The sequence below is a fragment of the Streptomyces sp. KLMMK genome (assembly GCF_036961605.1).
GTDB classification, from domain to species: Bacteria; Actinomycetota; Actinomycetes; order Streptomycetales; family Streptomycetaceae; genus Streptomyces; species Streptomyces telluris.
The window spans coordinates 1-24,539 of the sequence record NZ_JBAMDC010000031.1; the positions used below are offsets into that span (position 1 = coordinate 1).

Below are 24,539 nucleotides of genomic sequence, written 5' to 3' on the forward strand. Positions count from 1 at the left end.
GGCGCCCTCGCCGCCAACGCCACCCTGCGCTGGTCCTCCGACAAAGGCTGGATCGAGCGCGGCACCGGCACCGGGCTCGGCGAGCCCCCCGAAACCGCCTCCCTGCCGATGCTCGCCCAGCTCACCAGCGCCGAGCAGCGCTGGGCGGACCGCGAGGAGGACATCACCACCGTCGGCGGCGACCCCTTCGAGGTCGGCCAGGTCTTCGCCCGGCGCTGGGCCGAGCGGCTCCCCGACGCCGTCCACCTGCAGCACCTCTCCACGGAGTACCCGCGCATCCCCCACCGCATCGACGGCGAGCTGCTCCGCTACGCCGCCCGGTTCGGGCTCCTCGCCCACAAGGACGACCAGATCGACGAGCACGACCGCTATGCGATCCGTGCCGGATTCTGGCGCGAAATCGACACGCGCACGGCCGCGGAGAAGGCGCCGGTGGGCGACTGACGGCACCACGCTCCGTCTTCGGGCGCCCCAACGGCCGGGGCGCGAGCCCAACCGCGTACCCTCATAGCTCGTGAGGACGGGCGTGAAAGAGGCGGCGGCAGCCGCCACGGTGTGCACCGTGCGCGGCCTGGTCAAGACCTACCCCGCCGCGCGCGGCCGCCGGGGTGCGCCCGGCACCGCTGCCGTGCGCGCCAGCGACGGCATCGACCTGGAGGTCCGGCGCGGCGAGATCTTCGGACTCCTCGGCCCCAACGGGGCCGGCAAGTCCACCCTGGTGCGCCAGCTGACCGGCCTGCTCCGGCCCGACGAGGGCAGCGTCGAGCTCCTCGGCCACGACCTCGTGCGCCACCCCGAGCGCGCCGCCCGGCTCGTCGGCTACCTCGGCCAGGAGTCGACCGCGCTCGACGAGCTGACGGTCTCCCTCGCCGCCGAGACCACCGGCCGGCTGCGCGGCCTCACTCTGCGCGCCGCCCGCGCCGAGCGCGACGCCGTCCTCGAGGAACTGGGCCTCACGGACCTCGCCGGCCGCCCGCTGAAGAAGCTCTCCGGCGGCCAGCGCCGGCTGGCGTGCTTCGCCGCCGCGCTCGTCGGCGACCGGCCCGTCCTCGTCCTCGACGAACCCACCGCCGGCATGGATCCCGTGGCCCGCCGCGCCGTCTGGGCCGCCGTCGACCGGCGGCGCGCCGAGCGCGGGGCGACCGTCCTGCTCGTCACCCACAACGTCATCGAGGCCGAGACCGTCCTCGACCGCGTCGCCGTGCTGGAGCGCGGACGCATCATCGCCTGCGACACCCCCGCGGGGCTGAAGGAGCTCGTCGGCGACGAGGTCCGCGTCGAGCTCGTCTGGCGCGACGAGGCCCCGCTGAACGTCCCCGAGGTCGCCGCGCTGCGCGACGCCGCGCACGCCGCGGGGCGCCGCTGGACGCTGCGGCTCGCCCCCGCCGAGGCGCGCGCGGCCGTCGCCGCCGTGACCGGCGGGCCCGCCTTCGCCGCGCTCGACGACTTCACGCTGACCACGCCGAGCCTGGAGGACGTGTACCTGGCGCTCGGCGGCCGCGCGGACGGGCTGGTGAAGATGTGACGGGGGCGACGGCGAGAAGGGGTCACCGGACCCGACCGAACAGGAGCTGTGCCGGGTGAGTGCTGTATCCGCAGAGGCGGTGTCCGGGGCGGTCCGGACCGGGAGCGACTCCCGGCCGCGGTCCGGCGGCGAAGACGCCGCCCCGCTCGCGCCCAGGGCGAAGCTGCTGCCCGCCCTGGCCGCCGTGTACCGCGCGCAGCTCTCGCGGGCCAAGGTGGCGCGGATCCCGCTGCTCTTCGTGGCCACGTTCCAGTCCGTCGGCATCATGATCATGATGCGCGGGGTGGTGGACGGCGGCGACGAGGCGCGGGCCGTCGTGGCCGGCTCCAGCGTGCTCGTCGTGGCCTTCGTCGCCCTCAACCTCCTCGCCCAGTACTTCGGGCAGCTGCGCGCCGGCGGCGGCCTCGACCACTACGCGACGCTGCCGGTGCCGCCCGCAGCCGTGGTCCTCGGCGCGGCCGGCGCGTACGCCTCCTTCACCGTGCCCGGCACGGCCGTCACCGCGGTCGTCGGCAGCGTGCTCTTCGACCTGCCGATGGGGCACCTGTGGGTGCTCGCCGCGGTGATCCCCCTCTCCGGCGCCGCCCTCGCCGGGCTCGGTGCGGCCCTCGGGCTGCTCGCCCCCCGGCAGGAGCTGGCCACGCTCTGCGGGCAGCTGGGCATGTCGGCCGCACTGCTGCTGGGCGTGCTGCCCGCCGCCCGCATGCCCGCGCCCATCTCCTACGCCCGCGACCTGCTGCCCTCCACGTACGGAGTGGAGGCGCTGGCCCGCAGCTTCGACGCGAGCCCCGACTGGGTCATGGTCGCGGCCGACCTCGGCGTGTGCGCCGCCGTCGGCGTCGTGTCGCTGGCCGTGGCCACCTGGGCGTACCGCCGGGCGGCCGTGCGGTGACGCGCCAGGACCGTCCTGCCGCGGGCCCGGCGGCCCCGACCTGGCACGATGACAGGGTGACCGCATCCCTGACGCCGCACGACCCGCCCGCCGGCAAGCAGCCCGCCGAGGACGGCCCCGCCGTTCTCGGCGCCGACCGGGAGGAGCTCCGCACCGAGGCGCGGCAGGCCGCGGTCGTCGCCGCGGCGGTGGCCGTCGCCGGAGTGCTGCTCGGGCTGCTGTGGGTGTGGCTGGCGCCGCGCGTGCCGCTGATCTCGGACGGCAAGGCGGTGTACCTCAAGAACAGCGAGGGGGAGCAGGCGATCGGCGCCGACGGCACGTTCGTGCTGCTGGCGCTCGGGTTCGGCGCGCTGAGCGGCGCGGTCGTCTTCCTGCTCCGCCGCCGCGGGGGCCTCCCGCTGGTCATCGGCCTCGCGGCCGGCTCCCTGGTCGCCTCGGTGATCGCCTGGCGCGTGGGCACCGCGCTCGGCCCGACCACGGACGTGGTGGCGGCGGCCCGCGCGGCGGGGCGCGGTGTCGTCTTCGACGCCCCGCTGAAGCTCGCGGCCAAGGGGGCGCTGCTGGCGTGGCCGCTGGCGGCGATGGCGGTGCACCTGCTCCTGACGGCACTGTTCGGGCCTCGCGATCCGGAGCCGGAGCCGCACTGGACGTCCGGGGAGCCCGACGTCCCGGCCTGAGCCGGCTCCGGCACCGCCGGATGCGCAGGTATGCGGCTGAGCGCCGTTGCGGCGGAGGGGATTGCCCCGTCCCCGCCCTTTCACCGTTTCCTCCTGCGGAGGGCCGGGCCGCGACGGCGAGCAACCCCCGCGGTGCGGACCGGCGGTGCCGAGCCGGCCGGCCGACGGATGCCGGGGCCGGCCCGGCAAGGGTCTACGCCGGCCGGCGGCCGTGGTTGGCGCGGTTCTTCTTCAGGCGCCAGCGGCGCTTGCGGGTGCGCTTCGACATGGGCGTCCCTCCCGAGTCGCGGGCGGCACGCGCGGCGGCCCGCTCCTGACGGTCGTAGCCGAGGGACGGGCGGCCGTCCAGACCCCCGGCGCCCGCGGGGTCACGCGCGGGCGATGGGGGCGATCACCGCGTCCGTGAGGGCGGCCAGGTCGGCGGGGGAGAGTTCGACCTCCAGGCCGCGCCGCCCGGCCGAGACGCAGATGGTCGCGTGGGAGCGCGCGGAGGCGTCCAGCGCGGTCCGCAGGCGCCGGCGCTGCCCGAGCGGGGAGATGCCGCCCCGTACGTACCCGGTGGTGCGCTCGGCGGCCGCCGGGTCGGCCATGGCCGCCCGCTTGCCGCCGACCGCCGCCGCGAGTGCCTTGAGGTCGAGCGAGCCGGAGACGGGCACGACGGCCACGGTCAGGGCGCCGTCGACCTCGGCGACGAGCGTCTTGAAGACCTGCGCGGGATCGCGCCCGAGCGCCTCCGCGGCCTCCTCGCCGTAGGACGGGGCCGCCGGGTCGTGGGCGTAGGAGTGCACGGAGAAGGCGGCTCCCGCCTTCTCCAGGGCGACGATCGCCGGGGTCGAGCCCGCCTGCTGTTTGCCGGCCTTGCGTGCCAAGGGTCCGTCCCGTCGGGTCAGTTGGGGTTCGTGGGCCGCCGGGTGAAGTCGACGGCCGGCAGCGAGGGGAGCTTAGCGATCACCGCGGTCTCGGTGCGCAGCATTTTCAGCTCGCGCGCGAGCCGCGTGGCCGTGTCCGGCGTCTCCAGGAGCCGCTGCTTGGCGGGGGTGTCGAGCATCGCCGCGGCGGCGACCAGGTAGGAGAGGACGGACGGCTCGCCCGGCAGGTCGCTCTGCCCGGCGAGCGTGCGCTCGGTCGCCCCGGCGAGCCGCTTCTGGTAGGCGCGGAAGGCGCGGACGACCCCGGAGGCGAGCGCGCCCGCCCCTTCGCCCTGCTCCTCCTCGATGTCCTCGACCTCGCCGGTCAGATAGGGGCCGGAGGCGTCGACGGACAGCAGGCGGAAGCGGGTGGTGCCGGTGGCGAGGACCTCGTACGTGCCGTCGGAGCGCTCGCGGATCGTCGCCGCCTCGGCCACGCAGCCCACGGCGTGGAACGCCTTGCGGGGGTCGGGGCCGAAGCCGGAGGCGGGGCCGGGCTCGGGGCGGGCGCCCTCGGGCAGCCCGGGCGCCGTGGGCGCGACCTCGCTGCCGTCGCGGATGGCGACGACGCCGAAGCGGCGCGGTTCCTCCTCCGGGAGCGCCGACAGGTCGCGCATCAGCGCGCGGTACCGCTGCTCGAAGACGTTCAGGGGCAGGACGAGCCCAGGGAACAGCACCGAGTTCAGCGGGAAGAGGGGCAGGCGCGCGGTGGTCACAGCCGGTAAGCCTAATGGCCTGTGCAGCAATGCCGCCCCGGCGTTCACTGCCGGCGCAGCAGGCGGGACGCCCCGGCCGCCACGGTCGTCGCGAGCACCCAGCCCAGCAGGATGAGCGCGGTCACCACCCACTGCGTGGCGCCGGTGGGCCGCCAGGCGCCGCCCTGTCCCAGGTCGATGACGGGGACGAGCAGGTCGAGGGCGTAGAGCTCGGGGCTCCAGGCGGGGCCTTCGCCCTCCTTCAGCGGCGGCACGGGGCGCCAGGTGAAATAGGCCGCGGCGGCCGCCCACAGCACGGCCATCCACACCGCCGCCCGCCCGGGGCGGTAGCCGTAGGCGACCGTCCAGTCCTGCAGGTAGCCCCAGGCCTTGCCGGCCGGGGGGAGCGTCTCGCGGCGGCGCCGCTGCTTGGCGAGCAGGACGGCGCGGGCGTCGGCGTCCTCGCCGCTGTCGCGCAGGGCGCCGGCCAGCTGCTCGTACGGCTCGGGGGCGTATTCGGGGGTGGCCGCGGCCACCCATTCCAGGCGCAGGGCCAGGGGGAAGTGGCCGAGCGGTATCAGCGTCTCGTAGGAGAAGCCGGCCATCACCAGATTGCCGGGGCCGGGCCAGCTCGCGTAGCGGTCGACCAGGTTGGAGACGCGGGCACCGGAGAGCACCACCCGCCCCCGCTGGACCCACTCGCCGAGGAAGCGCAGTTCGGGGGTCTGGACGCGGCGCAGCGACAGCTCCTGGTCGGACTCCAGGACGAAGCGGGCCTGGCTGAAGTCGACGGCGTCGCCGAAGCGGCCGTCGTCGAGGCGGGCCCCGCCGCGGCACTCGAAGGCCTGGGTGCGGATGCCGTGCTGCGGGGTGGTGGTGATGCCGTACGGGGGAGTGGTGCCCGTGGCGAACGGATAGCCGCCGACCCCGGCCCCGGTCAGATAGAGCGTGCGCTCCACGGTCAGCTGCGGGGCGTTGAGCGCGCGCCGCCCCTGCGGGTTGCTCAGCGTGGAGCCGCGCAGGCTCAGCGAGACCCCTATCGTGGCGGCCCGCATGCTCAGCTCGCCGTACGAGCGCATCATCTCGGCCTGCAGGTCCTGCCCGACGCTGATGCCGTCGGCGGCGATGGACACCCCGCGCCGGTCCGCGCGCACCACCAGCTGGTTGAGCAGCAGGTCGGTGCCTATCTGGGCGTCGGTGAGCCGTATGCCGCGCTGGACGGCGCACCGCGGCAGGTGCAGATCGCCCTCGGTGCGCAGCCGGGCGGCCTCCAGCCGGGGCAGGGCGCAGGCGACCAGTCGCAGCGTCGTGAAGTGGCACTCGGGCAGCAGCACCTCCTGCTCGAAGCGGCAGTTGTGCATCTCGACGTACGGCACGACCGTGCCCCCCGACAGGTCGAGCTGGCCGGTGATCTGCACGCCGTTGAGCTTCAGGGCGCAGACGCGGCCGGGCAGCGCGGGCGGGCCGTCCAGCAGGAGGAGGGCCACGAGCCGGGCCCGCACGCTGCGCTCGGGCCCCCACGCGTGCGGCGCGCGCGGATCGTTCCACTCGGGGCGGGGGGTGCGCAGGTCGTGGGTGCCGCCGCGGCGGAAGGCCTCCCACATGGCCCGCTCGGGGGGCGTCAGCTCGAGCTCCGCCGGCGGGTCGCCGTCCGTCGGGTCGGTCACGCTCCGTACCCCCTCCCGTCCCGTACACCCCGGTGTACTGTCCCCTTTCCCCAACGCGTGACCGATTGAACACTCTCAGTGAAACTCCCGTACCACTGAGTGGTACGGGGCGCCGTGCGACGGGACGGGTCTGAGACAATTACCGTGTGATCTCCCGAATCGATCTGCGTGGTTCCGCCTCCGCCCCGGGCTCCCCCGAGGCCGGCGTCGACCGCGACCTGCTGCCCCGAGCCGAACTCGACGTCGAGGCCGCCCTGGAGAAGGTGCGGCCCATCTGCGAGGACGTGCATCATCGCGGTACCGCGGCCCTGATCGACTACGCGCATCGGTTCGACGGCGTCACGCTCGACCGGATCCGGGTCCCCGCCGAGGCGATCGCCCGGGCCCTCGAAGAGCTCGACCCGGCCGTGCGCGCCGCGCTGGAGGAGTCCATCCGCCGCGCCCGGATCGTCCACCGCGAGCAGCGCCGCACCGACAAGACCGTCCAGGTCGTGCCCGGCGGCACGGTCACCGAGCGCTGGGTGCCCGTCCAGCGCGTCGGGCTGTACGTCCCGGGCGGCCGGTCCGTCTACCCCTCGTCCGTGATCATGAACGTGGTGCCGGCCCAGGAGGCCGGCGTCGGCTCCATGGCCGTCTCCTCCCCGCCCCAGGCCGGCTTCGGCGGCCTGCCGCACCCCACGATCCTGGCCGCCTGCGCGCTGCTGGGCGTCGACGAGGTGTACGCCGCGGGCGGCGCCCAGGCCGTCGCCATGTTCGCCTACGGCACCGAGGAGTGCCGCCCCGTCAACATGGTCACCGGCCCGGGCAACATCTGGGTCGCCGCCGCCAAGCGGCTGCTCAAGGGCCGCATCGGCATCGACGCCGAGGCCGGCCCCACCGAGATCGCGATCCTCGCGGACGCCACCGCCGACCCCGTGCACGTCGCCGCCGACCTGATCAGCCAGGCCGAGCACGACCCGCTGGCCGCCTCCGTCCTCGTCACCGACTCGGAGGACCTCGCGAACGCGGTGGAGAAGGAGCTCGAGACCCAGGTCGCCATGACCCGGCACATCGAGGACCGGATCGTGCCCGCGCTCTCCGGCCGACAGTCCGGCATCGTCCTGGTCGACTCCGTCGACCACGGCCTCGCCGTCGTCGACGCCTACGGCGCCGAGCACCTGGAGATCCAGACCGCCGACGCCGCGGCCGTCGCCGCCCGCGTGCAGAACGCCGGCGCGATCTTCGTCGGCCCGTACGCCCCCGTCTCGCTCGGCGACTACGCCGCCGGCTCCAACCACGTGCTGCCCACCGGCGGCTGCGCGTGCCACTCCTCCGGCCTCTCCGTCCAGAGCTTCCTGCGCGGCATCCACGTCGTGGACTACACCCGGGAGGCCCTGGCCGAGGTCGCGGGACACGTGGTGACGCTCGCCGAGGCGGAGGACCTGCCGGCGCACGGGGCCGCGGTCAAGGCACGGTTCGAGTGGAAGGTTCCGGACGGCAAGTGACGCACGAGACCCGCAATACCCCTGTCTCCCCCTGGGACGCACTCCCCATCCGGGACGAACTGCGCGGCAAGTCCCCGTACGGCGCCCCCCAGCTGGACGTGCCCGTACGCCTGAACACCAACGAGAACCCCTACCCGCTGCCCGAGCCCCTCGTCGCCCGCATCGCCGAGCGTGTCGCCGAGGCCGCGCGGCACCTCAACCGCTACCCCGACCGGGATGCGGTCGAGCTCCGCACCGAGCTGGCCAAGTACCTCACCCGCACCGCCGGGCACGAGGTCGGCATGCGGCAGGTGTGGGCGGCCAACGGCTCCAACGAGGTCATCCAGCAGCTGCTGCAGACCTTCGGCGGGCCCGGTCGCACCGCGATCGGCTTCGAGCCCTCGTACTCGATGCACGCCCTGATCTCGCGCGGCACCGGCACCGGCTGGATCTCCGGCCCCCGCCGCGACGACTTCACCATCGACGTGGAGGCGGCCGAGCGCGCCATCGCCGAGCACCGGCCGAACGTCGTCTTCGTCTGCTCGCCCAACAACCCCACGGGCACGGCGGTCGGGGCGGAGACGGTCCTGCGGCTGTACGAGGCCGCGCAGGCGGCCGGGCCCTCGCTGGTCGTCCTCGACGAGGCGTACAGCGAGTTCAGCCACGGCCCCTCGCTGCTGCCGCTCATCGAGGGCCGCCCGAACCTCGTCGTCTCCCGCACCATGTCCAAGGCGTTCGGCGCCGCCGGGCTCCGGCTCGGTTACCTCGCCGCGGACGCGGCCGTGGTCGACGCAGTCCAGCTCGTCCGCCTGCCGTACCACCTGTCGGCCGTCACCCAGGCCACGGCGCTGGCCGCCCTGGAGCACACGGACACCCTGCTCGGCTACGTCGAGCAGCTCAAGGCCGAGCGCGACCGCCTGGTCGCCGAGCTGCGCGCGATGGGCTGCGAGGTGACCGACTCGGACGCCAACTTCGTCCAGTTCGGCCGCTTCGAGGACAGCCCCGCCGCGTGGCGGGCCATCCTCGACCACGGCGTGCTGGTGCGCGACAACGGCGTACCGGGGTGGCTGCGCGTCACCGCCGGCACCCCGGAGGAGAACGACGCGTTCCTGGACGCGGTCCGCGCCGTACTGAAGCTGCAATTCCCGGGGGACAACCCCCGGACCCCCGGCCGAGCCGACGCCGTCGTCGCTCAGGGTCCGGAGAGGCCCCTTCGCAAGGAGAACCACTCATGAGCCGCGTTGGGCGCGTAGAGCGCACCACCAAGGAGACCTCCGTTCTCGTCGAGATCGACCTCGACGGGACCGGGCAGGTCGACGTGTCGACCGGGGTCGGTTTCTACGATCACATGCTCGACCAGCTCGGCCGCCACGGCCTCTTCGACCTCACCGTCAAGACCGACGGCGACCTGCACATCGACACCCACCACACCATCGAGGACACCGCCCTCGCGCTGGGCGCCGCCTTCCGGCAGGCCCTCGGCGACAAGGTGGGCATCTACCGCTTCGGCAACTGCACGGTCCCGCTGGACGAGTCCCTCGCCCAGGTCACCGTCGACCTCTCCGGCCGCCCCTACCTGGTGCACACCGAGCCCGAGAACATGGCGCCGATGATCGGCACGTACGACACGACGATGACCCGGCACATCCTGGAGTCCTTCGTCGCGCAGGCGCAGATCGCTCTGCACGTGCACGTCCCGTACGGGCGCAACGCGCACCACATCGTGGAGTGCCAGTTCAAGGCCCTCGCCCGGGCCCTGCGCTACGCCTCCGAGCGCGACCCGCGCGCCGCCGGAATTCTCCCCTCCACGAAGGGTGCCCTGTGAACGGCCTGTCCACCACGCTCATCGTCGTCGGCCTCTTCCTGGTCGGCGGCATCATCTCCTTCCTCAAGCAGGGCATGCCCAGGAGCATCGTCGTGCTGCTCGGGATAGGTGCCGCGATGTGCCTGACCGCCGGCACCCTCCGGATCGAAGGACTGTGGTCATGAGCGCCCCGAAGAAGAAGGTCGTCGTCTTCGACTACGGCTTCGGCAACGTCCGCTCCGCCGAGCGCGCCCTCGCCCACGTCGGCGCGGACGTCGAGATCACCGGCGACTACGACAAGGCCATGAACGCCGACGGCGTCCTCGTCCCCGGCGTCGGCGCCTTCGCGGCCTGCATGCAGGGCCTGCGCGCCGCCCGCGGCGACTGGCTCGTCGGGCGCCGGCTCTCCGGCGGCCGCCCCGTGATGGGCATCTGCGTCGGCATGCAGATCCTTTTCGAGCGCGGCATCGAGCACGGCGTGGAGACCGAGGGCCTGGACGAGTGGCCCGGCGTCGTCGAGCCCCTCAAGGCGGACGTCGTCCCGCACATGGGCTGGAACACCGTCACGCCCGCCGCGGACTCGCAGCTCTTCGCCGGCCTCGACGCGGACACCCGCTACTACTTCGTGCACTCCTACGCGGTGCGCGAGTGGAGCCTGGAGGTGACCAACCCCAACATCCGCGCCCCCAAGGTCACCTGGGCCACGCACGGCGAGCCCTTCGTGGCCGCCGTGGAGAACGGTCCGCTGTGGGCCACCCAGTTCCACCCCGAGAAGTCCGGCGACGCCGGTGCCCAGCTCCTCACCAACTGGATCGGAACCCTGTGAGCAAGCTCGAACTCCTCCCCGCCGTCGACGTCCGCGACGGCCAGGCCGTGCGCCTCGTCCACGGCGAGTCCGGCTCCGAGACCTCGTACGGCTCCCCGCTGGAGGCGGCCCTCGCCTGGCAGCGCTCGGGCGCCGAGTGGCTCCACCTGGTCGACCTGGACGCCGCGTTCGGCACCGGTGACAACCGCGAGCTCATCGCCCAGGTGGCCGGGGCCATGGACATCAAGGTCGAGCTGTCCGGCGGCATCCGCGACGACGCCTCGCTCGCCGCCGCCCTCGCCACCGGCTGCACCCGCGTCAACCTCGGCACCGCCGCCCTGGAGACCCCCGAGTGGGTCGCCAAGGTCATCGCCGAGCACGGCGACAAGATCGCGGTCGGCCTGGACGTCCGCGGCACCACCCTGCGCGGCCGCGGCTGGACCCGCGACGGCGGCGACCTCTACGAGACCCTCGCCCGCCTCGACTCCGAGGGCTGCGCCCGCTACGTCGTCACCGACATCGCCAAGGACGGCACCCTCCAGGGCCCCAACCTGGAGCTGCTGAAGAACGTCTGCGCGGCCACCGACAAGCCGGTCGTCGCCTCCGGCGGAGTCTCCTCCCTTGACGACCTGCGGGCGATCGCCAACCTGGTACCGGAGGGTGTCGAAGGCGCCATCGTCGGAAAGGCCCTCTACGCCAAGGCGTTCACCTTGGAAGAGGCCCTGGAGGCTGTGTCCGTATGACCGATGCCGTGCAGCGTGTGCAGAGCGACAGTCCCTGGGAAGAGGCCTTCGGTTGTGCGCGCGCCGTCGCGGCGGGAGACCGGGTGCTGGTGTCCGGCACGATGCCGTTCACCGGCACCGTGCTGAACGGCGAGGGCGATCCGTACGAACAGGCCAGGTCGGCCTTCGGCAACGCCCTCGCCGCGCTGGAGCGGTTCGGCCTCGGCCCCGGGGCCGTCGTCCGCACCCGGATGTACCTGACCCACGCGCGAGACGTGGACGAGGTGGGCCGTGCCCACAAGGAGCTCTTCGACGCGGTCCGCCCGGCGGCGACCCTGGTCGTCGTCTCCGGCTTCGTCGACTCGCGCGTGCTGGTCGAAGTAGAGCTGGAAGCGTACCGAGGAGCAACGAGCACATGACCCTGGCGGTCCGAGTCATCCCCTGCCTGGACGTGGACAACGGCCGTGTCGTCAAGGGCGTCAACTTCCAGAACCTGCGCGACGCGGGCGACCCGGTGGAAATGGCCAAGGTGTACGGCCGTGAGGGCGCCGACGAGCTGACGTTCCTCGACATCACCGCCTCCTCCGGCAACCGCGAGACCACCTACGACGTGGTCCGCCGCACGGCCGAGCAGGTCTTCATCCCGCTGACCGTCGGCGGCGGCGTGCGCACCGCGGCCGACGTCGACAAGCTGCTGCGGGCCGGTGCCGACAAGGTGGGCGTCAACACGGCGGCCATCGAGCGGCCGGAGCTCGTCCAGGAGATCGCCGAGCGCTTCGGCCGGCAGGTCCTCGTCCTGTCGGTCGACGCCCGCCGCACCCCTTCCGGCAGCTTCGAGGTCACCACCCACGGCGGCCGCCGCGGCACCGGCCTCGACGCCGTCGAGTGGGCCCACCGTGCGGCGGAGCTGGGCGCCGGGGAGATCCTGCTGAACTCCATGGACGCCGACGGCACCAAGGACGGCTACGACACCGAGATGATCCAGGCCGTGCGCAAGCACGTCACGGTCCCGGTCATCGCGAGCGGCGGCGCGGGCAGGCTGGCCGATTTCGCCCCGGCCGTCGAGGCGGGCGCGGACGCGGTGCTCGCCGCGTCGGTCTTCCACTTCGGCGACCTGCGGATCGCGGACGTCAAAACGGCTCTGCGCGAGGCGGGCCACCCGGTGCGGTAGGGCGCATCCGGCGGATCACCACGGTGGCGGCGTCATCCGCCGGACTCTCGCCGTGGTGCTTGCTCGCCGTTGCGGCAGCCTTCTTCCGCCGCAACGGCGAGCAACCACGATGTGGCAGGCCGGCGGTGCCGAGCCGAGCCGCAGCCCTGGTCGAAGAACCCGCCCGGACGGGCTAGTCGCGGATCAGCAGGAAGACCGCCCCCGTCACCAGGGCGAGGGCGATCGCCGCGATCCCGTAGGACAGCCGGTGCTGCCGCAGCACCGGCAGGTGTGCGTCCGCCGAGTACCTGCCGGGGCCCGTGAGTGCGAGGGCCGCCGCCGTGACGGCGACCAGCAGGGTGAACTCGATGCCCTTGGGGAGGAAGAACCCGTCCCAGGTCACCCCGAGCGCGTTGACCATCGTGCCGAGCACGGCGGCCGCGGCCAGCGGGGTGAGGAGGCCGAGGAAGAGGCCGGCGCCGCCCAGCGTCTCGCTCAGGCCGGCGATGACGGCCATCGCCTTGGGCGCGGGATAGCCCCAGGCCTGGAAGGCCTTCGCGACGCCGTCGAGGCCGGGCCCGTCGAACCAGCCGAACAGCTTTTGCGTGCCGTGCCCCATCATGATGAGGCCGATCATCAGCCGGAGCAGCAGGATCCCCAGCGAGAAGCCGGTCAGGGGCGGCGCGGGCGACGGGGCGGAGTGGGCGGATCTGCTGGTGTACGCCATGGCAGGGCACCTCTTCGGAGTCGGGTCCGGCACGGAACCTCAGATTCCCAGCTCGGCCCCCTCCACCTCGGCCACCGCGTCCTTTTCGCCGTCCAGCTCCACCCGGGCGGCCGCCTGGCGGCCGAAGACGAAGAGGGTCAGCTCGCCGGGCTCCCCGGTGACGGTCACCACCGGCGCGCCGCGCCGGGCGACCGCCGTGCGCCCGTCGGGGCGGCGCAGGACCAGGCCGACGGGCGATCTCCGGCCGAGCATCCGGGCCACCCGCTCCAGCCGGGCCCACAGGGCGTCCGCGAAGACGGGGTCGACCTCCCGCGGGGCCCAGTCCGGCTGGGCACGGCGGACGTCCTCGGCGTGCACGTAGAACTCGACCGTGTTCGCGGCCTCGTCGATCTGCTTGAGGGCGTAGGGCGACAGCCGCGGCGGCCCGGTGCGGATGAGCTGGATCAGCTCCTCGTAGGGCTTGGCGGCGAACTCCGCCTGCACCCGCTCCAGACGTGCGGCCAGGGGCTTGAGCACGATCCCGGCGGCGGCGTCGGCTCGGCGCTCGCGCACCACGACGTGGGCCGCGAGGTCACGGGTCCGCCAGCCGCCGCAGAGCGTCGGGGCGTTCGGGCCCGCCGACTCCAACAGATCGGCGAGGAACAGGCGTTCGCGCTGGGCGTGGGTCGACATGGCGCCACCCTAAGGCCGGCCCCCCGCCGGTGCCACGCCCCCGCGACTACTCGGGCAGCGGCTTGTCCATCTTCTGGCCGCCCTGCGAGACGCTCAGCGTCATCGAACACGTGATCTGGTCCTGGCCCCGGGCGTAGGTGGTCGGGGTCGGGTAGAGCACGTACGAGTAGTAGTTCTTGCCGTCGGATATGGAGCGCATGCGGTCCTGCGCCCTCTTCTTGCACAGCTCCCGGGCCTTGGTCTGGATGTCCAGCTCGGTGTCGAACTTGCCGGTCAGGGTCTCGTTGGCGATGACCTCACCGTCGTGCGGACCGCTGCACGGCTTCGTCTTCACCTCGGTGAGCCCGATGCTCATGCGCGGGTGGTCGAAGCACTGGCCGGGCTTGAGCACCACGTACGGCACGCGGGAGACCGACGGCAGACCGGAGGAGGACGGCTCCGGGCCCGAGGGGTTGGTGCCCGGGGCGCTCGGGTCCACGGCCGGCGCGGAGGGCGCCGCCGACGGGGCCGACGAGCTCTTCGGCTTGGCGGTCGGCTTGTCGTCCTTGTCGCCGCCGGCGGTCAGCATGATGCCGCCCACGATCAGGCCGACCACCAGGACGCAGCCGATGACGATCGCGGCGACCTTCGCGCCGTTGCCGCCCGAGGGCGGGGGCGGGGGCGGCATGGGCTGGCCGAACTGCTGGCCGTACTGCTGTTGCTGGCCGTACTGGCCGAAACCCGGCTGCTGACCGAAGCCGGGCTGCTGGCCGTATCCCTGCGGCGCTTGGGGCTGTCCGTAGGGCTGGGCGGGCGGCTGGGCCGACGGCGGCCCGAACTGCTGCGGCGGGCCGAACCCACCGCCGCCACCGGGGGGCTGCGGGGGGTTCGAGGGCGGAGTACTCATGGGCGAAGCATGCCGTACGCCACTGACAGGCCCGTTCGGGGGGTCCCGGCGGGCCCGCGCGGCAGAATGGACCCCATGACCGGCAACAGCGCCCCCGCCTCCTCCCTCGACCCCGCCATCGCCGCGCGCCTCAAGCGCGGCGCCGACGGGCTGATTCCCGCCATCGCCCAGCAGTACGACACCGGCGAGGTCCTCATGCTCGGCTGGATGGACGACGAGGCGCTCCACCGCACCCTGACCACCGGCCGCTGCACCTACTGGAGCCGCAGCCGCCGGGAATACTGGGTCAAGGGCGACACGTCCGGACACGTCCAGCACGTGAAGTCCGTGGCCCTCGACTGCGACAAGGACACCCTCCTCGTCAAGGTCGACCAGGTGGGCGCCGCCTGCCACACAGGCGACCGCACCTGTTTCGATGCCGACGTCCTCCCGCTGGGCAAGTAGGCTCCGCTGCCATGGCTGCCACGACCACCGGTGACATCACCCCGGACGCCGACACCTTCCGTACGCTCGCGAAGGACCGCCGGGTCATCCCGGTCACCCGGCGGTTCCTCGCCGACGGCGACACCCCCGTCGGCCTGTACCGCAAGCTCGCCGCCGAGCGTCCCGGCACCTTCCTGCTGGAGTCCGCGGAGAACGGCCGCACCTGGTCGCGCTACTCCTTCGTGGGCGTCCGCAGCGCCGCGACCCTCACCGTGCGCGACGGCGGGACCCACTGGCTGGGCACCCCTCCCGTCGGCGTCCCCACCGGCGGCGACCCGCTGGAGGCGCTGCGCGCCACCGTGGCCGCCCTGCACACCCCGCGCGACCTCATGGAGGGTGCCGGACTGCCGCCCTTCACCGGCGGCATGGTGGGCTACCTCGGCTACGACGTCGTCCGCCGCCTGGAGAAGATCGGCGAGCACGGCGGCGAGGACCGCGACCCCCTCGGCCTGCCGGAGCTCACCATGCTCCTCACCTCCGACCTCGCCGTCCTCGACCACTGGAACGGCACGGTCCTGCTGATCGCCAACGCGATCAACCACAACGACCTCGACAGCGGCGTGGACGAGGCGTACGCCGACGCCGTCGCCCGGCTGGACGCGATGGCCGCCGACCTGCACCGGCCCGCGCCCTCGGCCCCCACCGCCCTGCCCCCCTCCGAGCTGCCCGAGTACACCGCCCGCTGGGGCGGCCCGGACTACATGGCGGCCGTCGAGGACATCAAGGAGCGCATCCGCGCCGGCGAGGCCTTCCAGGTCGTGCCCTCGCAGCGCTTCGAGACGCCCTGCTCGGCCTCCGCGCTCGACGTCTACCGCGTGCTGCGGGCGACGAACCCGAGCCCCTACATGTACCTGTTCCGGTTCGACGGGTTCGACGTCGTCGGCTCCAGCCCGGAGGCGCTCGTCAAGGTCGAGGACGGGCAGGCCATGGTGCACCCCATCGCCGGCACCCGGCCGCGCGGGGCCACCCCGCAGGCGGACGCCGCGCTCGCCGAGGAGCTCCTCGGCGACGCCAAGGAGCGCGCCGAGCACCTGATGCTCGTCGACCTCGGCCGCAACGACCTCGGGCGGGTCTGCGAGCCCGGCAGCGTCGAGGTCGTCGACTTCATGTCGATCGAGCGCTACAGCCACGTGATGCACATCGTCTCCACGGTCACCGGCCGCCTGGCCGCCGGGCGCACCGCCTTCGACGTGCTCACCGCCTGCTTCCCGGCCGGCACGCTCTCGGGCGCGCCCAAGCCGCGCGCCATGCAGATCATCGAGGAGCTGGAGCCCTCGCGCCGCGGCCTGTACGGCGGCTGCGTCGGCTACCTGGACTTCGCCGGGGACTCCGACACCGCCATCGCCATCCGCACCGCCGTCCTGAAGGAGGGCACCGCCTACGTCCAGGCGGGCGCGGGCGTCGTCGCCGACTCCGACCCCGCGGCGGAGGACGCGGAGTGCCGCAACAAGGCCGCGGCGGTGCTGCGCGCCGTGCACACCGCGAACCGGCTCGCCTAGCCGCCACCCCGGCGGCACCGACAAACCACCCACAAGGGATAGTGGACCCGTGAGCACAGGAAGAACCGTAGGCACCGCGCTGCTCCTCGGCGCGGCCGGCGCCGCCCTCGCCCTGCTCGCGGGCGGCCGCACCTGGGCCGAGGGGACGACGACCGTCGCCGGGAGCACCGTCGCCAAGCACGTCAGCGGCCAGGACGTCACCGGCCTGCCCGGCGCCCTCGCCGTCGTCGGCCTCGCCGCCCTCGTCGCGGTCTTCGCCGTCCGCGGCGTCTGGCGCACCGTGGTGGCCGCCGGGCTCGTCCTCGCGGGCGCCGGGGTCGTGGCCGGCGCGGTCACCGGTGCGGGGGACACCGCCGCCCTGGACGAGCAGGCCGCCAAGGCCAACGGGCTCACCAGCGGCGCCATCGACAACGTCACCCATACGGCGTGGCCGTGGGTCGCCCTCGCGGGCGGCGTCCTGCTGCTGCTCGCGGGGCTCCTCGCCCTGCGCTACGGCCGCCACTGGCCGGCCATGTCCGGGCGGTACGAGCGCGACGGCACCCCGCGCCCGCGCCGCGCCCGCACCGCCCCCGACCCGGAGCGCCCCGAGGAGCTGTGGAAGGCCCTCGACCGCGGCGAGGACCCCACGAGGGCGTGACACGCCCCGGCGGCGCCCCCCGGATCGAGGCGGCCCCGGCCGTCGGGGACAATGACCATGAGCGTTCTCCGCGCCCGCGGGCGCGCCACAGCAACGAGGAGTCTTAGTCATGGCGGGTACCAGCCACGGACACACCCCGGCCGCCTGGACCGGTGTCACGATCGCCTTCATCGGCTTTTGCGTCTCCGGCGCCTTCATGGTGGCCGCGAAGCCGGCCGGCTTCTGGGCCGGCATCGCCATCATCGCGATCGGTGGTGTCGTGGGCGGCGTCATGAGCATGATGGGCATGGGCATGCCCAAGAGGGCTCCTCTGAAGATGGCCGGCGAGACCGGCCGGAACTGACGCCCCGCGTCCTCCACGCCATCCCTGCCCCAAGGCGCGGCCCCGGGCCCGTACGGTCCTCCGTACGACGGCCCTGAGCTGCGCCTTCGTGCCACCCGGCGGAGACTTTCGGTGTGATCGCCGACGTGAGGGACCGTACGCGCCGGCTGGCCGCCCCCCTGGGCGTCGCGGCCGGTCTCGCCGCGGCCTTCGGCTTCGTCGGCGCCGTGGACCCGGGCCGGCCCGGCCACTACCCCGCCTGCCCCCTGCTGCGCTGGACGGGCCTGTACTGCCCCGGCTGCGGCGGGCTGCGCGGCGTCCACGCGCTCGCCCACGGCGACCTCCCCGCCGCGCTCGGCGCGAACGCCCTGGCCGTCGCCGGGTACGCCGCCTTCGCCGTCCTGTGGTGCGTATGGATCACCAGGGTCCTGCGGGGCCACGAGGGCGTGCAGCTGTCCCCGCGCGCCCGCCACTGGTGGGCCCTCGGCACCCTTGTCCTGCTCTTCACGGTCGTGCGGAACCTGCCTTTCGGCGCCGCCCTGACCCCCTAGACGAGCCTCCGGCCCGGCGGCGGGGAGTGTCCACCGGGCGTCCACGAGGTGGGACCCGCGTCAACCGGATGCGAAACCTTCGCCCCGCGGCAGATACCATCGCAGTGCCTGGTGGGGGAGGATTCCCGCCGCACCAGCCCAGACCATCCGAGTCCGGAAGGGGGCCGCTCGCGTGAGTGTGCTCGACGAGATCATCGAGGGCGTCCGTGCCGACCTCGCGGAGCGGCAGGCGCGCGTCAGCCTCGACGAGCTCAAGGAGCGGGCCGCCAAGGCGCCACAGGCGAAGGACGGCGCCGCCGCCCTCCGCGGCGAGAACGTCAGCGTGATCTGCGAGGTCAAGCGCTCCAGCCCCTCCAAGGGCGCGCTGGCCGCCATCGCCGACCCCGCCGGCCTCGCCGCCGACTACGAGGCGGGCGGCGCGGCCGTGATCAGCGTGCTGACCGAGCAGCGGCGCTTCGGCGGCTCCCTCGCCGACCTCGAAGCCGTCCGCGCCCGGGTCGACATCCCGATCCTGCGCAAGGACTTCATCGTCACCGCCTACCAGCTGTGGGAGGCCCGCGCCTACGGCGCCGACCTGGCCCTGCTGATCGTCGCGGCCCTGGAGCAGGAGGCCCTCGTCTCCCTCATCGAGCGGGCCGAGTCCATCGGGCTCACCCCGCTGGTCGAGGTGCACGACGAGGAGGAGGTCCAGCGCGCGGTCGACGCCGGCGCCCGGATCATCGGCGTCAACGCCCGCAACCTCAAGACCCTCGAGGTCGACCGCGGCACCTTCGCCCGGGTCGCCCCCGAGATCCCGGACGGCATCGTCAAGATCGCCGAGTCCGGCGTGCGCGGCCCGCACGACCTCATCGCCTACGCGAACGACGGCGCCGACGCCGTCCTGGTCGGCGAGTCCCTGGTCACCGGCCGCGACCCCAAGGGCGCCGTCGCCGACCTGGTCGCGGCGGGAGCCCACCCGGCCCTGCGGCACGGGCGGGGCTGACCGGGCCATGAGGGCGTACGCGCGACTGGCCCGGGGGTGCCGCCCCCGGGGCTGCCGCGCGCCCGCGCGCCGCGCCCTCGGACGCCGCGTGCGGTACCACATCGGCTGTGAGCCGGGTCAGATCAACGGGATGCGATGGCGTCGGAGCACCGCGCTCTAGCCCGCACCACCCGTCACCCACAACCTCACAGCCGTCCGAGGAGTACGTACGTGTCCTCTGAATTCTTCGTCCCGGACCCGGAGGGTCAAGTTCCGAGCCCCGAAGGCTACTTCGGCGCGTTCGGCGGGAAGTTCATCCCCGAGGCCCTCGTCGCCGCCGTCGACGAGGTCGCCGCCGAGTACGAGAAGGCCAAGGCCGACCCCGCCTTCGCCGCCGAGCTGGCCGACCTGATGGTCAACTACACCGGCCGGCCCAGCGCCCTCACCGAGGTGCCGCGCTTCGCGGAGCACGCCGGGGGCGCCCGGATCTTCCTCAAGCGCGAGGACCTCAACCACACCGGCTCGCACAAGATCAACAACGTGCTGGGCCAGGCCCTGCTCACCAAGCGCATGGGCAAGACCCGCGTCATCGCGGAGACGGGCGCCGGCCAGCACGGCGTCGCCACCGCCACCGCCTGCGCCCTCTTCGGCCTCGAATGCACCATCTACATGGGCGAGGTGGACACCCGGCGGCAGGCGCTGAACGTCGCCCGCATGCGGATGCTCGGCGCCGAGGTCATCGCCGTGAAGTCCGGCAGCCGCACCCTGAAGGACGCCATCAACGAGGCGTTCCGCGACTGGGTCGCCAACGTCGACCGCACGCACTACCTCTTCGGCACCGTCGCGGGCCCGCACCCCTTCCCGGCCCTCGTCCGCGACTTCCACCGGGTCATCGGCGTCGAGGCGCGCCGCCAGATCCTGGAGCGCGCCGGCCGCCTGCCGGACGCCGCCGTGGCCTGCGTGGGAGGCGGCTCCAACGCCATCGGCCTGTTCCACGCCTTCCTCCCCGACGAGGGCGTGCGCCTGATCGGCTGCGAGCCCGGCGGCCACGGCCTGGCCACCGGCGAGCACGCGGCCACCCTCACCGCCGGCACGCCCGGCATCCTGCACGGCTCGCGCTCCTACGTCCTGCAGGACGAGGACGGCCAGATCACCGAGCCGTACTCGATCTCGGCGGGCCTGGACTACCCCGGCATCGGCCCGGAGCACTCCTACCTGAAGGACACCGGCCGCGCCGAGTACCGGGCCGTCACGGACGACGACGCCATGCAGGCCCTGCGGCTGCTCTCCCGCACCGAGGGCATCATCCCGGCCATCGAGAGCGCGCACGCGCTGGCCGGGGCGCTGGAGGTCGGCAAGGAGCTGGGCACGGACGGGCTGGTCCTGGTCAACCTCTCCGGCCGCGGCGACAAGGACATGGACACCGCAGCCCGCTACTTCGGGCTGTACGACGAGGCGGGGGAGCAGTAATGGCGGGCAACATCGAACTGCTGAGCTCCGTCCTGGCCGCCGCCAGGGCCGAGAACCGCGCCGCGCTCGTCGGCTACCTCCCCGCCGGCTTCCCGACCGTGGACGACGGCGTGCGCGCCGTCACCGCCATGCTCGACGGCGGCTGCGACATCGTCGAGGTCGGCCTGCCGCACAGCGACCCCGTCCTGGACGGCCCGGTCATCCAGACCGCCGACGACATCGCCCTGCGCGGCGGCATCAAGATCGTCGACGTCATCCGCACGGTCAAGGAGGCGCACGAGATCACGGGCGCGCCCGTGCTGTGCATGACCTACTGGAACCCCGTCGACGCCTACGGCCCCGAGCGCTTCGCCGCCGACCTCGCCGCCGCCGGGGGAGCGGGCTGCATCCTGCCCGACCTGCCGGTCGAGGAGTCCGAGGCCTGGCGCAAGGCCGCCGAGCAGCACGGGCTCGCCACCGTCTTCGTGGTCGCGCCCAGCAGCCGCGACGAGCGCCTCGCCAAGATCACGGCAGCGGGCAGCGGCTTCGTGTACGCGGCCTCGCTGATGGGCGTCACGGGCACCCGGGAGTCCGTCGGCAACGAGGCGCAGGACCTGGTGCGCCGCACGCGCGCGGTCACCGAGCTGCCGGTCTGCGTCGGCCTGGGTGTCTCCAACGCCGCCCAGGCCGCGGAGGTGGCGGCCTTCGCCGACGGCGTGATCGTCGGCTCGGCCTTCGTCAAGCGGCTCCTGGACGCCCCCGACCTGGAGGCCGGCCTCGCCGCCGTCCGCGCCCTCGCGGGTGAACTGGCCGAGGGCGTGCGCAAACGCGCTTAACTCTTTTGAAGGAACCGGCGACCGGGGGCGCGCATGGGCGGGCCCCCGGTTCGTTGTAGCGGGATGTGAGCCAGAAGAACTCGGATGGGAAGCGCAGCGCCCGTGAGCGGCTGCAGGAACAGCGGCAGCGCGAAGAGGCCCGGGCCAAGCGCAAGCGCACGCTGATCGCCGGTGTGATCGTCGTCGCCGTCCTCGGCGCGGGCGCCGGCATCGCGGCGCTCGTGGCGAACACGGGCGGCGGCAAGAAGGAGGCCGCCGGACCCCTGGTCGCCCCGCAGGGCGCCACCGGAAAGGACAGCGTCACCATCCCGGTCGGCAAGCCCGCCGCGAAGGCGACCCTCACGGTCTACGAGGACTTCCGCTGCCCGGGCTGCGGCGGTTTCGAGAACGTCTTCCGCGACACGGTCAACGAGCTGGAGCAGAAGGGCCAGCTCAAGGCCGAGTACCACCTGGTCACCCTGATCGACAACAACCTCGGCGGCAGCGGCTCGCTCAACGCCGCCAATGCGGCGGCCTGCGCGCAGGACGCCGGGAAGTTCGCCGCGTACCACGACCTGCTCTTCAAGAACCAGCCGCAGGAGACCGACGACGCCTACGGCAAGAAGGCGCGCCTGCTGGAGCTGGCCGGGCAGGTGCCCGGGCTGGACACCCCCGCCTTCCGCACCTGCGTGGACGACGGCACCCACGACAGCTGGGTGAAGAAGTCCCACGAGGCCTTCGGCAAGTCCTCCTACCGCGCCACCCCGACCGTCCTGCTCAACGGCAAGAGCATCTACGGCGACCAGAAGAACCCGCTCACCCCGGACAAACTCCGGCAGATGGTCGCCGAAGCCGCGAAGGGCTGAGGCCCGGGGGCGTTACGCAGCTGTTGCGCCGGGTGGGTTGCCGTTCCGTCGCCCCGGCAGGGTAGCGTCGGGGATGTCATGGAACTCGCATACATTCCCAGCCCGTCGACCGGCGTGATCCACCTCGGACCGGTCCCGCTGCGCGGCTATGCCTTCTGCATCATCATCGGCGTCTTCGTGGCGGTCTGGCTGGGCAACCGGCGCTGGATCGCCCGCGGCGGGCGGGCCGGGACGGTTGCCGACATCGCCGTCTGGGCGGTGCCCTTCGGGCTCGTCGGCGGCCGGCTGTACCACGTCATCACCGACTACGAGCTGTACTTCGGCGAGGGCCGCGACTGGGTCAACTCCTTCAAGATCTGGGAGGGCGGCCTCGGCATCTGGGGCGCGGTCGCGCTCGGCGCGGTCGGCGCGTGGATCGGCTGCCGCCGCCGTGGCATCCCCCTGCCGGCCTGGGCGGACGCCCTCGCCCCCGGCCTGGCCGTCGCCCAGGCGATCGGCCGCTGGGGCAACTGGTTCAACCAGGAGCTGTACGGCAAGACGACGACGCTGCCCTGGGGGCTGAAGATCGACGCCGATCCGGCGATCGGCCGGGTCGCCGGGACCTACCACCCGACGTTCCTGTACGAGTCGCTGTGGTGCCTGCTGATCGCGGGCCTGGTGATCTGGGCGGACCGGCGCTTCACCCTCGGGCACGGGCGCGCGTTCGCGCTGTACGTGGCCTCGTACACGGTGGGCCGCTTCTGGTTCGAGTACCTGCGCGTGGACGACGCGCACCACGTGCTGGGCCTGCGGCTCAACGGGTGGACGTCGATCGTGGTCTTCATCGCGGCCGTCGTCTACATGATCATCTCCGCGAAGCGGTGCCCCGGCAGGGAGCTCGTGGTGGAGCCGGGGGTCATCGGGGAAGCCGGCGAGGAACCGACCTCCCTGGCAAAGCCGGGCGGTGGCGGTGACTCGTCCGTGGAGGGCTCGCCCCCCGGAACGAAAAAGGTCTGACGGCAGTTCGGCACCGCCGTAACCCGCCGTAGTGGCTGATCGCCGCTGCGGCGGGATTTTCATGCCTGAGGCACGTAAAGATCTTGCCTTCGGCAAGGAGGATCCGCCGCAACGGCGATCAGCCTCCACCGGAGGTGTCCGGCGGTGCCGAGCCGGCCTCAGGGGCTTGCGTGACCCCCGCCGAGCCCCCCGCAGGGGCCCCGTATGCCCAGGTCAGGCAGGCCTTCCTTGCTAGCGGATCATCGTTTTCGTGCGTACCTTCGAATCAGCGGGGGCGGGCGGACGAGGCGCCACCCCCAGGGGGAAGGGAGCCCACCGGAGATGTCTGTCCTGGAAGCCGTTGCCGCACCGCACGCCGCGCACCGCGACAACCACACGCACCGCGACGTGAACGGCGGCTGGCTGCGCCCCGCGGTGTTCGGTGCCATGGACGGGCTGGTCTCCAACGTCGCCCTGATGACCGGTGTCGCGGGCGGCTCCGCCTCCGCGCAGACGATCGTCATCGCCGGCCTGGCCGGCCTCGCCGCGGGTGCGTTCTCCATGGCCGCCGGCGAGTACACCTCCGTCGCCTCGCAGCGCGAACTCGTCCTCGCCGAGCTGGACGTGGAGCGCCGCGAGCTGCACAAGCACCCGGCCGACGAGCTGGCGGAGCTGGCCGCGCTCTACGAGTCGCGAGGCGTCGAGCCCAAGCTCGCCCTCGAGGTCGCCATGCAGCTGTCCCGCGACCCCGAGCAGGCGCTGGAGATCCACGCCCGCGAGGAGCTCGGCATAGACCCCTCCGACCTGCCGTCGCCCATGGTCGCGGCGGTGTCGTCGTTCGGCTCGTTCGCGCTGGGCGCGCTGCTGCCCCTGCTGCCGTACCTGCTGGGAGCGACCTCGCTGTGGCCCGCCGTGCTGCTCGCGCTGCTCGGTCTCTTCGCCTGCGGAGCCGTCGTGGCACGGGTGACGGCCCGCTCCTGGTGGTTCAGCGGCCTGCGCCAGCTGTTCCTCGGCGCCGCGGCCGCGGGTGTGACTTACGCCCTCGGTATTGCCTTCGGCACCGCCCTGGGGTGATGCTTTATGCGGGCTCCCGCATAACGTACGGATGACATCGCGGTTTCAAGCCCTCGACGGCCGGGCACAATCCGGTAGCGCAGCGGGCAATGCCGCCCGCTCTGTGCTGTGTCCGGCGGGGCCGGGCCGGGCGATCCCCAGCGCTTCCGGCAGCTCGCCGCCTTCACCGCAGTGTTCGCTTCACCGCAGTGTTCGCTCACCGCAGTGTCCACATGCTGGACCGGTGCTTCCGCTTTTTGAGAAGCGCCCCATCATGTAACCTGCACCAACTTCTTTCGCAGAGGGCCAACGTCGTCCCTCGGCACATGCACCGG

General features: G+C 73.4%; 27 protein-coding genes and 3 pseudogenes. 24 read left to right on the forward strand and 6 right to left on the reverse strand.

The genetic code is table 11. The features are described 5' to 3' along the window. The 4 genes and pseudogenes from V7793_RS08770 to V7793_RS08785 all read left to right on the forward strand — a co-directional run. A pseudogene (locus tag V7793_RS08770) lies at window positions 1-444 on the forward strand (NYN domain-containing protein); the annotation flags it as partial. 109 nt (window positions 445-553) lie between these two features. Continuing rightward, the gene (locus V7793_RS08775; RefSeq protein ID WP_336004036.1) at window positions 554-1,525 is read left to right on the forward strand and encodes an ABC transporter ATP-binding protein; all 972 of its coding nucleotides are present in this window, start codon (window positions 554-556) and stop codon (window positions 1,523-1,525) included. A 55-nt stretch (window positions 1,526-1,580) separates the two neighbouring features. After that, on the forward strand, window positions 1,581-2,417 hold the full coding sequence (locus V7793_RS08780; protein WP_336003952.1) for an ABC transporter permease: 837 nt from the start codon (window positions 1,581-1,583) through the stop codon (window positions 2,415-2,417). Window positions 2,418-2,473: 56 nt separating this feature from the next. Continuing rightward, complete coding sequence (locus V7793_RS08785; protein WP_336003955.1) at window positions 2,474-3,094, forward strand: ABC transporter permease; 621 nt, start codon at window positions 2,474-2,476, stop codon at window positions 3,092-3,094. Window positions 3,095-3,462: 368 nt separating this feature from the next. Here the strand turns inward: V7793_RS08785 and ybaK are convergent, their stop codons facing one another. Genes ybaK through V7793_RS08800 form a run of 3 tightly spaced genes read right to left on the reverse strand, consistent with a single transcriptional unit; the run spans window position 3,463 to window position 6,364 of the window. After that, complete coding sequence (gene ybaK / locus V7793_RS08790) at window positions 3,463-3,963, reverse strand: Cys-tRNA(Pro) deacylase (RefSeq protein WP_168095699.1); 501 nt, start codon at window positions 3,961-3,963, stop codon at window positions 3,463-3,465. A 17-nt stretch (window positions 3,964-3,980) separates the two neighbouring features. Then, entirely contained in the window at window positions 3,981-4,718 is a 738-nt protein-coding gene (locus V7793_RS08795) for an LON peptidase substrate-binding domain-containing protein (protein ID WP_336003958.1), read from the reverse strand. 44 nt (window positions 4,719-4,762) lie between these two features. Next, entirely contained in the window at window positions 4,763-6,364 is a 1,602-nt protein-coding gene (locus tag V7793_RS08800; protein WP_336003960.1) for an oxidoreductase, read from the reverse strand. Between the two features lie 146 nt (window positions 6,365-6,510). Here V7793_RS08800 and hisD point away from each other — a divergent pair, with 146 nt between their 5' ends. The 8 genes and pseudogenes from hisD (at window position 6,511) to hisF (ending at window position 12,329) form a co-directional block, all read left to right on the forward strand. Then, window positions 6,511-7,848 carry a histidinol dehydrogenase gene (gene hisD, locus V7793_RS08805; RefSeq protein WP_336003961.1) on the forward strand — a complete coding sequence of 446 codons (1,338 nt, stop codon included), beginning with the start codon at window positions 6,511-6,513 and terminating at the stop codon, window positions 7,846-7,848. After that, window positions 7,845-8,963, forward strand: a pseudogene (locus tag V7793_RS08810) (histidinol-phosphate transaminase); the annotation flags it as partial. The gene hisD and the pseudogene V7793_RS08810, both read left to right, overlap by 4 nt. Window positions 8,964-9,058: 95 nt before the next feature. After that, complete coding sequence (gene hisB, locus V7793_RS08815) at window positions 9,059-9,652, forward strand: imidazoleglycerol-phosphate dehydratase HisB (RefSeq protein WP_336003962.1); 594 nt, start codon at window positions 9,059-9,061, stop codon at window positions 9,650-9,652. After that, a complete protein-coding gene (locus tag V7793_RS08820) occupies window positions 9,649-9,816 on the forward strand; it encodes a hypothetical protein (RefSeq protein ID WP_336003964.1) in 168 nt (55 codons plus the stop codon). The genes hisB and V7793_RS08820 overlap by 4 nt, the downstream gene beginning before the upstream one ends. Then, on the forward strand, window positions 9,813-10,457 hold the full coding sequence (gene hisH, locus V7793_RS08825; RefSeq protein WP_336003966.1) for an imidazole glycerol phosphate synthase subunit HisH: 645 nt from the start codon (window positions 9,813-9,815) through the stop codon (window positions 10,455-10,457). The genes V7793_RS08820 and hisH overlap by 4 nt, the downstream gene beginning before the upstream one ends. Further along, window positions 10,454-11,179 carry a bifunctional 1-(5-phosphoribosyl)-5-((5-phosphoribosylamino)methylideneamino)imidazole-4-carboxamide isomerase/phosphoribosylanthranilate isomerase PriA gene (priA, locus tag V7793_RS08830; RefSeq protein WP_058044856.1) on the forward strand — a complete coding sequence of 242 codons (726 nt, stop codon included), beginning with the start codon at window positions 10,454-10,456 and terminating at the stop codon, window positions 11,177-11,179. Before hisH ends, priA begins: the two co-directional genes overlap by 4 nt. After that, window positions 11,176-11,577 carry a RidA family protein gene (locus V7793_RS08835; protein WP_336003970.1) on the forward strand — a complete coding sequence of 134 codons (402 nt, stop codon included), beginning with the start codon at window positions 11,176-11,178 and terminating at the stop codon, window positions 11,575-11,577. The genes priA and V7793_RS08835 overlap by 4 nt, the downstream gene beginning before the upstream one ends. Beyond that, window positions 11,574-12,329 (forward strand): imidazole glycerol phosphate synthase subunit HisF, encoded by a 756-nt coding sequence (gene hisF, locus V7793_RS08840; protein ID WP_336003972.1) that lies wholly within the window; start codon window positions 11,574-11,576, stop codon window positions 12,327-12,329. Before V7793_RS08835 ends, hisF begins: the two co-directional genes overlap by 4 nt. A gap of 172 nt (window positions 12,330-12,501) precedes the next feature. On the opposite strand, the gene V7793_RS08845 is transcribed toward hisF, so the two are convergent. Genes V7793_RS08845 through V7793_RS08855 form a run of 3 tightly spaced genes read right to left on the reverse strand, consistent with a single transcriptional unit; the run spans window position 12,502 to window position 14,593 of the window. Further along, on the reverse strand, window positions 12,502-13,035 hold the full coding sequence (locus V7793_RS08845; RefSeq protein ID WP_336003974.1) for a DoxX family protein: 534 nt from the start codon (window positions 13,033-13,035) through the stop codon (window positions 12,502-12,504). Between the two features lie 39 nt (window positions 13,036-13,074). Beyond that, window positions 13,075-13,707: a TIGR03085 family metal-binding protein gene (locus tag V7793_RS08850; RefSeq protein ID WP_336003977.1), complete on the reverse strand. Its 633-nt coding sequence runs from the start codon at window positions 13,705-13,707 to the stop codon at window positions 13,075-13,077. Window positions 13,708-13,753: 46 nt separating this feature from the next. Further along, window positions 13,754-14,593, reverse strand: a complete 840-nt coding sequence (locus tag V7793_RS08855; RefSeq protein WP_336003980.1) for a septum formation family protein — start codon at window positions 14,591-14,593, stop codon at window positions 13,754-13,756. Between the two features lie 66 nt (window positions 14,594-14,659). On the opposite strand from V7793_RS08855, the gene hisI reads away from it, so the two are divergent. From hisI to V7793_RS08910, 12 genes and pseudogenes are all read left to right on the forward strand, one after another. After that, complete coding sequence (gene hisI, locus V7793_RS08860; protein WP_443057868.1) at window positions 14,660-15,037, forward strand: phosphoribosyl-AMP cyclohydrolase; 378 nt, start codon at window positions 14,660-14,662, stop codon at window positions 15,035-15,037. Between the two features lie 11 nt (window positions 15,038-15,048). Next, window positions 15,049-16,575, forward strand: coding sequence for an anthranilate synthase component I (locus V7793_RS08865; RefSeq protein WP_336003986.1), 1,527 nt, complete (start codon window positions 15,049-15,051; stop codon window positions 16,573-16,575). A gap of 49 nt (window positions 16,576-16,624) precedes the next feature. After that, window positions 16,625-17,212: a TIGR02234 family membrane protein gene (locus tag V7793_RS08870; RefSeq protein WP_336003989.1), complete on the forward strand. Its 588-nt coding sequence runs from the start codon at window positions 16,625-16,627 to the stop codon at window positions 17,210-17,212. Window positions 17,213-17,321: 109 nt separating this feature from the next. Beyond that, window positions 17,322-17,555: an HGxxPAAW family protein gene (locus V7793_RS08875; protein WP_336003991.1), complete on the forward strand. Its 234-nt coding sequence runs from the start codon at window positions 17,322-17,324 to the stop codon at window positions 17,553-17,555. A 125-nt stretch (window positions 17,556-17,680) separates the two neighbouring features. Continuing rightward, entirely contained in the window at window positions 17,681-18,085 is a 405-nt protein-coding gene (locus tag V7793_RS08880; RefSeq protein ID WP_336003994.1) for a DUF2752 domain-containing protein, read from the forward strand. Between the two features lie 172 nt (window positions 18,086-18,257). Beyond that, a complete protein-coding gene (gene trpC / locus V7793_RS08885) occupies window positions 18,258-19,067 on the forward strand; it encodes an indole-3-glycerol phosphate synthase TrpC (protein WP_179080494.1) in 810 nt (269 codons plus the stop codon). Beyond that, window positions 19,003-19,227: pseudogene (gene trpM, locus V7793_RS38160) on the forward strand (tryptophan biosynthesis modulator TrpM); the annotation flags it as partial. The gene trpC and the pseudogene trpM, both read left to right, overlap by 65 nt. A 50-nt stretch (window positions 19,228-19,277) precedes the next feature. Beyond that, window positions 19,278-20,516: a tryptophan synthase subunit beta gene (gene trpB, locus V7793_RS08890; protein WP_336003999.1), complete on the forward strand. Its 1,239-nt coding sequence runs from the start codon at window positions 19,278-19,280 to the stop codon at window positions 20,514-20,516. Then, window positions 20,516-21,331: a tryptophan synthase subunit alpha gene (gene trpA / locus V7793_RS08895; protein WP_168091257.1), complete on the forward strand. Its 816-nt coding sequence runs from the start codon at window positions 20,516-20,518 to the stop codon at window positions 21,329-21,331. Before trpB ends, trpA begins: the two co-directional genes overlap by 1 nt. Before the next feature lie 65 nt (window positions 21,332-21,396). Further along, window positions 21,397-22,176, forward strand: coding sequence for a DsbA family protein (locus tag V7793_RS08900; RefSeq protein WP_336004003.1), 780 nt, complete (start codon window positions 21,397-21,399; stop codon window positions 22,174-22,176). Between the two features lie 78 nt (window positions 22,177-22,254). Further along, the gene (lgt, locus tag V7793_RS08905) at window positions 22,255-23,172 is read left to right on the forward strand and encodes a prolipoprotein diacylglyceryl transferase (RefSeq protein ID WP_443057869.1); all 918 of its coding nucleotides are present in this window, start codon (window positions 22,255-22,257) and stop codon (window positions 23,170-23,172) included. A gap of 321 nt (window positions 23,173-23,493) precedes the next feature. After that, on the forward strand, window positions 23,494-24,225 hold the full coding sequence (locus V7793_RS08910) for a VIT1/CCC1 transporter family protein (RefSeq protein WP_336004006.1): 732 nt from the start codon (window positions 23,494-23,496) through the stop codon (window positions 24,223-24,225). Window positions 24,226-24,539: the final 314 nt, after the last annotated feature.

Excerpts from the sequence above, each read along its gene's own strand:
- V7793_RS08845 (WP_336003974.1), bottom strand. The coding sequence starts at position 13,035 with ATGGCGTACACCAGCAGATCCGCCCACTCCGCCCCGTCGCCCGCGCCG.
- hisI (WP_443057868.1), top strand. The coding sequence starts at position 14,660 with ATGGACCCCATGACCGGCAACAGCGCCCCCGCCTCCTCCCTCGACCCC.
- V7793_RS08875 (WP_336003991.1), top strand. The coding sequence starts at position 17,322 with ATGGCGGGTACCAGCCACGGACACACCCCGGCCGCCTGGACCGGTGTC.
- hisF (WP_336003972.1), top strand. The coding sequence starts at position 11,574 with ATGACCCTGGCGGTCCGAGTCATCCCCTGCCTGGACGTGGACAACGGC.
- V7793_RS08855 (WP_336003980.1), bottom strand. The coding sequence starts at position 14,593 with ATGAGTACTCCGCCCTCGAACCCCCCGCAGCCCCCCGGTGGCGGCGGT.
- trpA (WP_168091257.1), top strand. The coding sequence starts at position 20,516 with ATGGCGGGCAACATCGAACTGCTGAGCTCCGTCCTGGCCGCCGCCAGG.
- V7793_RS08865 (WP_336003986.1), top strand. The coding sequence starts at position 15,049 with ATGGCTGCCACGACCACCGGTGACATCACCCCGGACGCCGACACCTTC.
- V7793_RS08910 (WP_336004006.1), top strand. The coding sequence starts at position 23,494 with ATGTCTGTCCTGGAAGCCGTTGCCGCACCGCACGCCGCGCACCGCGAC.
- V7793_RS08835 (WP_336003970.1), top strand. The coding sequence starts at position 11,176 with ATGACCGATGCCGTGCAGCGTGTGCAGAGCGACAGTCCCTGGGAAGAG.
- V7793_RS08850 (WP_336003977.1), bottom strand. The coding sequence starts at position 13,707 with ATGTCGACCCACGCCCAGCGCGAACGCCTGTTCCTCGCCGATCTGTTG.
- lgt (WP_443057869.1), top strand. The coding sequence starts at position 22,255 with ATGGAACTCGCATACATTCCCAGCCCGTCGACCGGCGTGATCCACCTC.
- hisB (WP_336003962.1), top strand. The coding sequence starts at position 9,059 with ATGAGCCGCGTTGGGCGCGTAGAGCGCACCACCAAGGAGACCTCCGTT.
- hisH (WP_336003966.1), top strand. The coding sequence starts at position 9,813 with ATGAGCGCCCCGAAGAAGAAGGTCGTCGTCTTCGACTACGGCTTCGGC.